This is a genomic window from Couchioplanes caeruleus (assembly GCF_003751945.1).
GTDB lineage: Bacteria > Actinomycetota > Actinomycetes > Mycobacteriales > Micromonosporaceae > Actinoplanes > Actinoplanes caeruleus.
Genome location: NZ_RJKL01000001.1, coordinates 7,813,753 through 7,825,976 on the forward strand (window position 1 = coordinate 7,813,753; position 12,224 = coordinate 7,825,976).

Sequence of the window (12,224 nt, forward strand, 5' to 3'; positions counted from 1 at the left end):
CCACCCCGTGATCGGGACATGACAGGGCCGCAGTTGCTGTCGGCGTACGCGGGACACTGGACCGGTGCCGGCACCGGGGTGACCGTGATCCTCCCGCCGCCGGGCACGGTGGCCTCCGGCGAGGTGCGCGGGGGCGCGCCGGCGACGCGGGAGTTCGCGCTGCTCGAGCCGACCCGCCTGGTCGACCGGGTCGACGCCGTGGTGCTGTCGGACGGTTCCGCGTTCGGGCTCTCGGCCGCCGACGGCTCGCCGGCCTTCGCCGCCGCCACGGCCCCGGAGGCGACGGCGGCGCCGGTCGGGCTCGCCAACACCACCGTGGCGGTCGTGCTGACCGACGCCCGGCTGTCCAAGAACGACTGTTACCTGCTCGCCCAGAGCGGCCATGCCGGCTTCGCGAGGGCGCTGCACCCCGCGCACTCGCACTTCGACGGCGACGCGGTGGTCGCCCTCGCGACCGGCGAGGTCACGCAGGGCTTCGACCTCGAGCTGGTACGGGCGGCGGCGGCCGAGACGGTCGCGGCGGCGATCCGGGACGCGGCGGCTCAGTCGTCCTCGTCGTCCGGCGATTCCTCGGAAGGGAGGTGAATCTGCTCCAGACTGCCCACTATCCAGCCGTCGCGGGGTTTCACCGGAGACACGTCCTGATCCTCGACGGGAACGAACACCTCGAACAGTGCATCGCGCATGTCGCCGTCCACGGCGTCGCCGGCCGCCTCGGCGATGTCGTCCATGGTGGCCGGGCGCAGCCCGAGGACGTCGTCGTCGGGGGCGAGCGACAGGCGCTCGTCCAGGTCGAGGCCGGGCAGCCAGCCGTACAGGTGGGCGCGTGCCTCGATCGGCAGCGCGCCGCAGCCGCGCAGGTCCAGCTCGGTCAGCGTGCCCAGGTCCGCGATGGCGGTCAGATCCTCCAGGGAGGTGCAGTCCGTCGCCCGGAGGTGATAGAGCTCCGGGAGGTCGGCCGCACCGTCCATCGACGTGATCGCGGACTCCCGGACGTCGAGCAGCGCGAGGTTGTCGCAGCCGCTCACCAGCGTGAGATCCTGCGCCGGAAGGCGTGGTAGCGCGACGTCCCTGAGGCTGGCGCTCTCGATCACGGACGTTCCGATCTCGACCGCCGACGCGTCGTCCATGAGGAGCACGCGCAGCGCGGGCAGGCGGCCGAGGAAGTGCAGGTTCCTGATCCGGGCCGGTCCCTGGACGATCAGCTCCTCGAGGGCAGGAAAGCAGAGCAGCGAGCGGCAGTCCAGGAAGGCCTCGCCGGTGAAGCAGTCGACCAGCATCAGGCCGCGCAAGTCCTCGTTCCGGCCGGTCCTCGGGTCCAGCTCGAGTCTGTTCAGGCGGTGGAACGTCGCCTCGGTGAGGCCTCGGATCTGCACCAGCCAGTCCATCGCCATGGCATCGCGAGCCACCAACTCGATCGTCTGGATCCGGGCGCCGGCGGCCAGGGCGGGGAAGGTGTGGCCCGGCACGGCGACGAAGACGTCGACCTCGAAGCGCTCGGGCAGCAGCGGCGTGAAGGGAAGCCTGCTGACGTCGAAGAGGGGGAACCACACTGTCTGCTGCGGGATCGCGGCGAGGACCTGAGTGGCGTACCGGGCCGGGTCGAAGTGACTCCAGGCGTCGCTGAGTGCGTCATGGGATTCGGCGGTGCACCTCGCGGCGTGCTCTCGCAGCATGCCCATGGCACGGTCGCCCCCGATCCTCGCGATGATGTCGATGAACGTTGCCGGATAGGTTCCCGCCGCACTCAAGTGCCGGTTGAGCAGGGGAAGGGCCGCCTGACCCAGCGCCACGACGGCGTCGGCCTCGGCCCGGTCGGCCGGGGGGATCAGGGCGGCGAGCAGGTCCATGACCTTTTCGTGCACGTCGATGTCGACGCGGGTGGAGGCGCTGACGCACCGGGCGAGCAGGTCGCGTCCCTGCCGGTGGCGGGCGCTGCCGGGCGGTTCCCGGTCCACCTGGTCCAGGATGCCGCGCATGAGCCGCAGCGCGTCGCTGCTGCGCGCGCTGCCGACCGCGAGGGTGATGACATCCGCCCAGTCCACCGACCACACGTGGGTGAGAAGGTCCTCGATCCGGCCCTCGTCCAGCAGCGACCGGGCGGCCAGGTACTCCAGGAACGAGCGGTGAACGAAGTCGATCGTGTCCGCGGCGGGAGCCCGGATGACGCCCGAGCGTTCGAGCAGCTCGACCAGGATGGACGCGGGATCGCCGGCCAGGTTCGGCAGGGAGCGCGCGACGGTGGCGATCATCCGCTCGGTGCTCTGCCGGGACGCCTCCGACAGGCCCGCGTGGAGAAAGCGCTGGGCGATGTACTGCAACAGCGTCCACTGTTCGTCGTCGGTCAGCAGCGGCGCGACGCCCCGGTCACGGTCGCGCCGCCCGAGCATCATCGCCAGCGCCCGCTCGTAGACGTCGACCCGGCGGTGCGGCAGCCCGCCCGGGCTGGCGTAGTTGAGGGCGCAGAGCACCGCGCAGAGCAGCGGACTGCTGGCCAGATCCCGCAACTGCCAGGAGTTCGTCAGCGTCCGGAACAGCAGCTCGCCTCGGGCGACGTGGGCGCTCCGCTCGGCCGGAGGCAGCCGCTCGGCGGTGGCCGTGTGCCAGTCGGTCACCAGCCGGGACATCTCGGCGTCCCCCATCGGGGCGACCTCGACGCGGTGGAACTCCAGGCCGGCGAGGTGGTACGCCTCGTCCCGCAGCGCGATCGGGCGGGACGCCACCACGAAGACCGCCGACGTCCCGCTCTGCGCGATCAGGTCCGCCAGCCAGCGGCGTACCTCGGGGCGCTTCTCGGCGGGCATCTCGTCCAGGCCGTCGACGAGCACGGCGACGGCGCCGGAGCCGAGCCGGGCGCGGCACCACGACGGCGGCTGCCGCGCCTGCCCGGCGATCTCGGCGGCCAGTTCGTCCACCGTCGGCAGCGCCACCTCGCGGTACGCGCGCAGCCGGATGAGGAACGGGACCCGGCCGTGCCACTTCTGCAACGGCGGCGGCATGCTGTTGCGAGCCAGCGACACCGCGATCCACTGCAGCAGGGTCGTCTTGCCGAATCCCGCCTCGCCGGTGAGCAGGATCCGGTTGGCCGAGGCGAGCGCCACCTCGACGGGTGTGCCGCCGGGCGGGGCCCCGACCGCCGCGGACCGGCCGTCGCCCGGGGCGCCGTCGCGGGCGCGCAACGAGACGTATCCGGTGGTGAGCGAGTAGCGCCGCACCTCGGGCGCCAGGTCGATGCCGAACATCGAGATCTCGTCGAGCGCCTGCGCGACGTTGCGCAGGTAGTCGGTGGTGTAGGCGTCCGCCGGACTGCGCCCGGGCCGGCCGTGGCCGGGGAACCGGCCGAGGGCCGCGCCGAGGACCGCGCCGGGCCGGGGCACCTCGTCCCACAGCCGCGGCAGGTTCTCCATCGTGAGCTGAGGGAGCGCGAGCAGCGCTTCGCTGCCGTATGCCCCCAGCTCGGCGGCGAGGGTGCGCAGCGGGTACGCCGGCCCCTCGTCGAGGTCCGACCAGGCGGCACCCGCCTCGGCGAAGTGGACCGCCAGGGCATCGGCGCGGACGCCGGCGCGGTGGCCGATGCCGAGCGCCGTCAGCGCGGCGCGGTGCAACGTCCCGGCCAGGCCGTCGACCACGCTCGCGAGCAGCGCCGGAGGCATGGCCTGGATGAGGTGCCGCTGGTTCTCCACCACGTAGGCGATCACCGTCTCGCCCACCTCGACGAGGAAATGCCGGGCGCGTCGCCGGGCGCCGCGGTCCGCGTGGGCCACGAGGAGCTGGTCCCAGTTGAGGGCGGTGGCGATCGCGGAGGAACCGGGGCTGCGCACGGCCAGCAGCGCCCGTACCAGCGGGAAGGTCAGGCTCGCCTCGAACCGCCGTCGCCCGGCCGCGGTCCAGCTCTCGGCGGCGTCGCCCGAGGACACGTCCTCCGGCTCGGCGAGGTGGAGCAGCTCGAACGCGAAGGCGGCGGCGCGTTCCGCCGCCATCCGTTGGCTTCCGCCGGCGTCGGCCGCGGCCTTGCCGTCGAGCAGGTCGGAGATGCCGCGCACCATGGCGACCCGCAGGTCGGGCCGGGTCAGTCCGACCAGGACCACGCCGAGGTCCTCCTGGTTGACGGCCACGGCCTGGGAGTAGTGCCGGCGGATCAGTGCCGCGGACGGGGCGCCGGAGCCGGCGATGACCTTGCCGCCGGAGGCGACCGGCTCGATCAGGACCCGGACGTCCGGTGGCCCGGCGAGGCCGGCCGTCAGCTCCCGCGGCAGGCGCCGCCACCAGGTCCGGTCGGCCCGCACCTGGCGGGCGAGCTCCACCAGGGGGAAGGACGCCGAGGCGACCTTGCTGCGCGGGCGGAACTCCAGGTCCTCGTCGCGGCCGTACTCGTAGCCGAAGACATCGGTGGCGACCACCACGTCGCCGACCCGGACGTCCTTGAGTCCACCGGCGACGCCCACAATGAGGGCCACCTGGGCCTGGAACTGCTCGACGGCTCGCTCGGTGGCGATGGCGGCTTGCTCGTTGCCCCGCCCCACCTCCGTGACGATCACCTGCCATTCGAGGACGGCGCCGCCGAACGACCCGACGCGAACCCGCTGGCCGGTGGGGTGGCGCTGCCACCGTACGCCGTCGAGGTGCCCGACGACGGCGCTCGCCTCCTCCTCCAGGGCGGTGACGATGACGACCACCCGTGCGGCCGGTCCACGCTCCACCACGTCGTATCACCGCCGTCCGCGCTCGTCGATGCGATGGTCATCCTCGCAGGACGGTCGCCGCCACGCACGGACGGCGAACTCGATCGGGCGAACGTCCGTCCGGGACGGCACCCCACGCGGGGGTGGTCGCGTGGGGTGCCGTCGTCCCGAGGGGGCGGATCGGGACGTCTCAGGTGAAGCGGGTGGCTATCCAGGTGGCGACGGTCTCCACCGAGGCGAGGACGGCGCCGTCGTGAGTCTCGCCGGGCAGCGGTACGAACTCGACCGGCTGGCCGTAATCCGACAGCTGGGCGAGCAGGGAACCGGCCGTGATGTCGTACGGGACCGCGTCGTCGTCGGTGCCCTGCACGATGAGGATCGGCGCGCTCGGAGCCACGGTGGCCGGGTTGCCGTACCGGGCGAGCCGGGTCAGCACGGCCGGGGACACCACGCCGCCGGGAACCAACTGTTCCGGGGTGAGGGGTGCGTACGCGGCGAGGATCTCCTCGAGGCAGCCGGTCTGCAGCACCGACGTGAGCTGCCGGGCCGGCGGTGCCAGGTAGGTGGCCGGGTTGAAGGTCGGCTCGACCGCGTTGATGCCGTAGAGCGCCATCACCAGGTAGCCCTGGCCGGGCGTGCCGGGGATGTACGGGGCGATCTGGTCGAGGTTCGACACCGGTGCGATGGTGGCCACGCCCTTGAGCACCAGCGCGCCGTCGTAGGTGGGTGCGAGCTGCCCGGCGAACAGTGCGCCCTGGCCGCCCTGGGAGTGGCCGTCGACGGCGTACTGGGTGGACAGCGCGCCGTCGAGGTGGCGGGCCGCCTTGACGCTGTCGATGACGGCGCGGCCCTCGCTGTTGCCCACCAGGTACGGGTGTGCCTCCGGGGTGCCCAGGCCGGGGTAGTCCGGGGCGGCGACCGTCCAGCCCTTCCTGAGCAGCCCGGCGATCGCCGCGCGGGCCTCGGGCCAGAACACGGCCTGGCTGGCCGACGGCGCGCATCTGTCGGCGAGGCCGGTCGTGCCGTGGCTCCACGCGACCGTCCGGTTCTTCTTGCCGCTCTTCGGCGTGAGGATCAGGCCGGTGGCGATGGTGGTGAGCCCGGCGACGGTGGTGGTGACGTACTGGATGCGTTTGCCGGTGGCCAGCGGGCTCAGCTCGCCCGGCAGGGTCGCGGTGGTGGCGGAGAGTACGGTGCCGGGGGAGATCAGGGCGTGCGCGGGGCCGCCGGTGCCGACGAGGACGCCGGCCGCGGCGAGGACGGCGGCGGCGAGGACGGCGAGTCGTCGCCGGAGCGCTGTTCTCATGGGTTCTTCCTCTCGCGGGCGTGGGGCGGTGCGGGCACGGGATGGTGCGGGCACGGCGCGGCGGGGGCACAGTGCGGTGGGGGCGAGGGGATTTCCGGCGGGGGTCAGGCGAAGTGGTCGGCGATCCGGCGCAGCGCGGTGATGGTCTCGCGGTCGCGGGCCTCGTCGTCCTCGCATGCCCAGGCGCTGCACTTGACGATGACGACGTCGGCGGCGGGGTCGACGAAGAGGTACTGGCCGTGGACGCCGAGGCCGGTGAAGGCGTGGAAGCAGCTCTCGCCGAGGGTCCACCACTGGTTGGCGTACCCGTAGTGGTCGTAGCCGCTGGCGCCGAGCGCGCCGACCGCGAGGTGGGGCAGGTCGGTGCCGCGGCTGCGGCGTACCCACTCGGCGCTCAGTAGCCGGTGGCCGCCGGCGACGCCGTCGTCGGCCATGAGCCGGCCGACCCGGGCGAGGTCGCGAGCGGTGGCGTTGAAGGCGCCCGCGCCGATGGCGGTCCGTGGGTGGGAGCGGGTCAGCCCGTAGTACGCGTCGCGCTCGGCGCCGATGCGCGACCACAGACGCTCGGACGCGTACGCCGCCAGCGACCGTCCGGTGGCCGCCTCCAACACCCAGCCCAGCACCTGGGCGTCGAAGGTGGAGTAGTTGAAGCGCTCCCCGATCGGGCCGGTCCGCGGCACCGAGCGGATGATGGCCGCGACGTCGCCGCCGCTGAGCACGGCCCGCTCGAAGCGCCGGATGGCGCTGTCCGTCCCGTCCCAGGTTTCCAGGTCGCCGACGCCGCTGGTCATGTCCAGCAGGTCGGCCAGGGTGGTGCCGTCGTAGGCCGTGCCCGCGAAGTCGCGGCGGTAGTCGGTGACCTGGTCCTTGACGCTGCCGATCGCGCCCTCGGCCAGCGCGATGCCGATGAGGACGGAGGTGACCGACTTGGACAGGGAGAAGAGTTGCATCCGGGTGTGCGGCCCGGCGAACATCCCCGGATAGCACTCGTGCACGATCGCGCCGCGGTGCAGCACGACGAACGCCGTGGTGAAGGTGCGCCGGTGCAGATCGGCGAGACTCAGGTCGCGGTCGTCGAAGCGGTAGGTGAGGTCGAGGGGCTCGGGCGCGGCGATCAGTGGCCGGACGGCCGGGCCGCGGGCGACCCGTTCGGTCGGCATCAGCCAGTTCATGTGGGTGAAGGTGAACTCGTTGAACGGGCGGCGCATGACCAGGTCGCTCCGGCGGTCCCACCACGAGGGAGGGTCGCCGGCCTGGACGGCCGGTTGCTGCGTCGTGCTCGTCATGTCATTCCCCGCGGTGCTCGATGGTGCGGTCGGCGGGACGCGCTCGGTTCGAGACGCTTCGGAACTGTTCACGAAGCGTCGAGCCGGTGGGTTCAGCGACCGGTTCGAGATAGCCGGCGAGGATGGCGAGGACGGCCATGCCGACCAGGTTGTCGTCGGGGTCGTCGCCGACGATGCCGGCGCCGGGATCGCCCAGGTGGTGCAGGGCGAAGCCCTCGGTGACCGCGGCCAGCATGTACGCGAGCTGGTCGAGGGTCACCCCGGGGCGCAACTGGAAGCCGCGGGAGGCGAACGTGGACTCGTAGATCTTCTTCCACGGCTCGAGGGCACCGGCGTAGTTGTTGGAGATCGCCTCGTGGATGCCGTCGTTGCGGTCGGCGGTGGCGACCATGATCAGTTGCAGCCGGAACAGCGGCATCCGGCAGATCGCCTGCAGTTCGTGGAAGGTGGCCCGGTCGATGGCGTCGACGAAGCTCTCCTCGTCGTCCAGCCAACCCCGGGTCTCGACCTCCGCGTTGTACTGCGGGTCGTAATTCATGGCGTGGAAAAGGAAGGTCAGCAGGTCGTTGAGGTAGTCGTCGTGGGTGGCCCAGGTGGCGCGATAGGGCCCGTCGCCCTTCTGGCGCAGGAACGGCGGTTCGAGATTCTCCATCTCGCGCGACAATGCGCGTTCGGTGAGAAACCGCAGGCCCGACCAGTACTGCTTGCGGCCGTCGGCGGCCGGCGGCTCCGCGCAGGCGCCGAGGTTCTGCTCGACAAGATTGGCGCCGGCCTTCAGGTACGACGCCACCTTCGGCGAGTTGACCAGCGCGGCGCGGGTCGCCTCCCGGACTCCCTTGACACGCGTGACGATGCCGGAAAAGTCCTGGTTATACGGGAAAGGCAGATCCTTCTTGCCGAGCGTCATACCGCGATTCTTTGTCCGATTCCCGGCCGGGACAAGTGCGCGGGTGCGTAGTACTCGGAGGCTAGGCCTCGTACACTTGTCAATATCGAAAAATATGACTTTGGGTAGCCGATCTACAACGCACCGAAATGGTCACGCCGCCGGCTGGGCCTGCCGGATATGTTCCCGTTCCGAATGGTCGGTGACCAGCGGGCCGACGTCGAGGATCAGCGCAATCTCGCCACTGCCGAGGATCGTCGACCCGCTGATGCACTAGAGCCTGCTGAACAGCACGCCCAGCGGTTTGATCACGGTTTGCAGCTCGCCGAGCAGCGAATCCACGACCAGGCAGACCGCCGAGCGCGCCGGAGGCCTGCTCGAGACCATCATCCCCAGCATCATCCGCACCTCCGACCCGGTCCAGGAGATCGCCGCGGCCAGCGGGGAACAGTCCACCGGGGTACGCCAGATCAACGTCGCGATGACCCAGATCGGCAAGGTCACCGAGCAGACTGCCTCGTCGAGCGAGGAGCTGGCCGCCACCGCGGAGGAGATGTCCGCCCAGACCGCCCAGCTCGGGCAGATGATGGACTTCTTCGTCACCGGATCGTCGCCCGGGCGGCCGATCATGTCCGGTACGGTGGAGCCGGCGGGCCGCCAGACCTGGACGAACGACAGCTACCAGCGCGGCGGGGTCTACAACGAGAACAAGACGCCCAGCATGACCCCCGTGGTGACTCACCGCGGCGAGGTGGCCGTCCCGGATCTGGAGAGCAAGTTCGAGCAGTTCTGAGCCGGGTCGCGGCCATCGGGTATAACCGGGCGCATGCACAGTGAAGCGCTCGTGGGTCTGCTCGGCGAGGTGCCGGGCACGGAGGTGTCGGCCGATGCCGGCGTAGTGACGGTCCACGTGCCGGCGATCGGGGACTCGGTCCGCGTGGCGGTCCGCGACGTGCTCGGCTTCGAGCAGGTCGTCGTGCCCACCGGCGACCCGGGCGTCCAGCTCGGCATCCGGCGCGGCCACGAGGAGCTTCCGCTGATCGTCACCGTCGACGACGTGGTCTTCATGCCGGCGTACGCCGCAGACATGCTGGTGCCCGGCGCCGAGGTACGGGTGCCGGCCGTGCCGGACCTGATCGCCTACTCGGAGATGCACCGCGACGTACGGGCCCTCGGGCGCGCCGTCGACATCGAGGGCGCCGAGTTCGACGACGACATGCTCGCCGCTACCCTGCTCGCGCACCGCTGCTTCCTGGCCGGGGCGGTCCGGGTCGGCCTGTGGCCGGTGCGGGTGGCGGCCTGGTGGGAGTACTGCTGGGCCCGGGTCGGCGGCCGGCTGCCGCTGGGGCCGTTCCGCCCCGACCCGGCCTGGGACAGCCTGATGGCCGACGTCACCGAGGCACGCCGGCGCAGCGGCCAGCCCGCCGGCCGGGACTGAGCTTGACGTCTGACCAGTCCGGCGGGGCTTGGTGCCTTTTCTTGTGGTGGGCCGGTCGCTGGTGTGCGTGGCCGGTGACCAGGATGAGTCCCACGTCGTGGGGGGCGTGGCGGGAGCGGGAGCCCGATGGGCGTCCAGGGCCGGAGCTGCTGGGTTTGGGTACACGTTCCGAAACCCCCGTGGTTGACCCACGCGGCGCAGTGGGTCAGCCGCGGGTGCAGCCGGTCCCACGCCTGGGCTTGCGCTTGGCCGTAGAGGCGGGTGTCGGTGACCGTGACCGCGTGTTCGGCGCCCCAGGTGGCCGAGTCGCCGGGGACGGGCCGGTCTCCACGCAGACCGGCTCGCCATGTGACCGAAAGTGACTGCGCTGGGTGACGAGTGACGGGCGGTGGGCTCGGTGCGGCTAGAAGTCGAGACCGAGCGCGCGTTCTCGGCGGCAGAAGAGGACGCGCCACAGGCAACTACTTACCGGCCGAACCAGGGCAGGCATGGGGTAAGTCCGTTCACGATCACCTCGCTGCTGTGGCCTGCAGCGCGCCATTGCTGGTTCGTCAGTCTCATGTGCTGCAGTTCGACGACGCCGCTACCCGAGTCATTGAGGCTGAGTCCGTTGTCTGTGTAGCCGATACTGCGTGAAACGCCGAGTGATGCGGCGTTGTCGCGACGCGCTGAGCTGATCGCGGCGACGGCTTCCAGATGGTCGAACGCCAGTCCCAACACTGCTTTCCGCATGGCAACTCCCACGCCTCGCCCGCGCGCGGAGGCGATGAGCCAGGAGCCGGAGTCAACTGTGCGTAGCGTGGGGAAGTCCTCGGCTTCCAAGGACTGCACTCCCACGATGGCGCCGCTGTGCTCGACTGCTAGTTGCAGCGTCCACGACGAGGGGGACCACGTGCCCATGGCACGCCAGTAGTCCTGATAAACGAGACGGTCGCGATTCTGTGCGAGGTCCAGGCCGGGCAGCATCTCCGCGCGTGGATTGTGTTCGTAGTCGTCGGGCTGGATCGACGCGAGCAGTGGTAGGTCGCTCTCCTTGACCGACCGGAGTTCGGCCGGGCCGCACCGGATGCGCAGGTGGAACAGTGGCCATGCCGAATGGGTCATGGCGACTATTATCGCCGTGACCAGCAAGCGGCATCCGGCGCTTTGACGGCGTCATCCTCATCTCGGCCGCGCGTCAAGCGGCCGGCGGCCGGCGGCCAACGGGCCCTGACGACGGCCGCCAGGCTGCCGCGCGCGCTCGGCGGCACGTGAGTACGCCGCCTAGCTTCTGTCTGGACTGCGCGTTCGGCACTCGATGCAGCGTTTGACGCGTTCAGCCTCGTTCGGCCGCACTATCCTGGGCGGCCTCAAGAAGTAGCTGCTCCGGTCATCGCCTCGTGGGACTTGATCAGATTGATTCGCGTCCTTCGACGTCGGGACAGATCCGACGGTAGCCGGCTGACACTATGTCGGTCATGACCGGCACGCCGCGAGCGCGGATCAGGGACCTACGGCGGGAGTGGGCGACGCTGCACCCCTGGCTGCGTCCTACAGTCGTAGCGCTGCTGACGGCGGGCACCGTGCTCGCCGTCCTGGGCGCAGCGGGAGACGCAGCCGAGGTCTGGTCGCGCTTTCCCTTCCTGACCAACCTCGCCTCGTCACTGACCGGAGCGCTGTTCGGGCTCCCGGTCGCACTCGTGGTCGTGCAACGGTTGCTGCAGGCACAGACTGAAGCGAACGACCGGGCTGCCGCTTGGCGTCTTGCCATCCGATCGGTGCACAGCATGCGCATCGCGGCCGTGACACTGTCCGGCGCGGACCTCGACAGCGCCGCTGCCGAACTCGCCCGGCTCGTCGCGCGGTGCGATACAGCAATCGCCGAGGCGCGGGAGTGGGCGGACCAGGCGCTCACCGCCAAGGCCAGGCCACGGCGGCTGCGGGGGAGCATGTACCAGCGCAACTACCTGCGTCAGGTGTTGACGCTGCACCACACGGTGCAGCAAGCGTTGAACGTGTACGCAACGACCGGCATGGCAGCCGAGGCTTCGGTGTCGGCACTCGAGCGGATTCGGTCCGAGGCCACGTTCCTCTACGACCACGTACGGCCGATGGTTCTCCGGCTCGACGGCCGGTGGCTCGCGCAACCGCATGCCCGAGCCCTGGAACGCGTCGACGACAGCTTCCCCGCCGACCTCCCTCGCATCGGCGTCCGGCAGCGGGCCACCATCAAGCAACTGCTCGACGCCATGCCGGCGTCGCAACTCGCAGCGCTGCTGCCTGAATCGGATGCGATCCGGGCCGACCTCCCAGAGCCCGACCTGCCGTTGCCCTTGCCCCCAGTGGAACGGCTGCAGGAACTACACGCGGAACTTGTCAGGCTGGTTACACAACTGGACCGGGTAAGGCAGATCGCGAGGGTAGTCGACGGCATCCGCGACGCGGTCGATTTGCTGGCGGACTGAGGCGGCCGAGAATCGATCTCCTGGGAGAAGGATTTCCGGCGGCTCAGCGGCGGCTGGCGCACCGCTTCTCCTCGGCAGAGCGAGGTGCGAACTCGGCATGAGCTAACGGGCTCCGCTCCACGTCCGCACCACGCCATCCCGCCATCACGAAGGCCCACGTCAAGACCGGCGAAACGACGAAA

The 12,224-nt window shown here is 70.9% G+C and carries 9 protein-coding genes; 4 read left to right on the top strand and 5 right to left on the bottom strand.

The genetic code is table 11. The annotated features are described in order from the left end of the window. Window positions 1–18: 18 nt before the first annotated feature. On the top strand, window positions 19–585 hold the full coding sequence (locus EDD30_RS35230; protein ID WP_071808151.1) for a P1 family peptidase: 567 nt from the start codon (window positions 19–21) through the stop codon (window positions 583–585). Here the strand turns inward: EDD30_RS35230 and EDD30_RS35235 are convergent. The 4 genes from EDD30_RS35235 to EDD30_RS35250 form a co-directional block, all read right to left on the bottom strand. Next, window positions 543–4,703 (bottom strand): phosphorylase family protein, encoded by a 4,161-nt coding sequence (locus EDD30_RS35235; RefSeq protein WP_123678686.1) that lies wholly within the window; start codon window positions 4,701–4,703, stop codon window positions 543–545. The two genes, EDD30_RS35230 and EDD30_RS35235, sit on opposite strands and share 43 nt — an antisense overlap. Before the next feature lie 169 nt (window positions 4,704–4,872). Next, a complete protein-coding gene (locus tag EDD30_RS35240) occupies window positions 4,873–5,988 on the bottom strand; it encodes an alpha/beta fold hydrolase (RefSeq protein ID WP_071806385.1) in 1,116 nt (371 codons plus the stop codon). Between the two features lie 104 nt (window positions 5,989–6,092). After that, window positions 6,093–7,274 (bottom strand): serine hydrolase domain-containing protein, encoded by a 1,182-nt coding sequence (locus tag EDD30_RS35245; RefSeq protein ID WP_071806386.1) that lies wholly within the window; start codon window positions 7,272–7,274, stop codon window positions 6,093–6,095. Window position 7,275: 1 nt separating this feature from the next. After that, the gene (locus tag EDD30_RS35250; protein WP_071806387.1) at window positions 7,276–8,181 is read right to left on the bottom strand and encodes a hypothetical protein; all 906 of its coding nucleotides are present in this window, start codon (window positions 8,179–8,181) and stop codon (window positions 7,276–7,278) included. 283 nt (window positions 8,182–8,464) lie between these two features. Here EDD30_RS35250 and EDD30_RS35260 point away from each other — a divergent pair, with 283 nt between their 5' ends. Both EDD30_RS35260 and EDD30_RS35265 read left to right on the top strand, forming a co-directional pair. Next, window positions 8,465–8,953, top strand: coding sequence for a hypothetical protein (locus tag EDD30_RS35260; RefSeq protein ID WP_071806388.1), 489 nt, complete (start codon window positions 8,465–8,467; stop codon window positions 8,951–8,953). 33 nt (window positions 8,954–8,986) lie between these two features. Beyond that, entirely contained in the window at window positions 8,987–9,598 is a 612-nt protein-coding gene (locus EDD30_RS35265; RefSeq protein ID WP_071806389.1) for a hypothetical protein, read from the top strand. A gap of 465 nt (window positions 9,599–10,063) precedes the next feature. Here EDD30_RS35265 and EDD30_RS35275 read toward each other — a convergent pair whose 3' ends face one another. Next, complete coding sequence (locus EDD30_RS35275; protein WP_071806397.1) at window positions 10,064–10,702, bottom strand: GNAT family N-acetyltransferase; 639 nt, start codon at window positions 10,700–10,702, stop codon at window positions 10,064–10,066. A gap of 353 nt (window positions 10,703–11,055) precedes the next feature. Between EDD30_RS35275 and EDD30_RS35280 the strand changes: the two genes are divergently transcribed. Continuing rightward, window positions 11,056–12,042, top strand: a complete 987-nt coding sequence (locus tag EDD30_RS35280; RefSeq protein WP_143162742.1) for a hypothetical protein — start codon at window positions 11,056–11,058, stop codon at window positions 12,040–12,042. The last annotated feature ends 182 nt before the right edge of the window (window positions 12,043–12,224 follow it).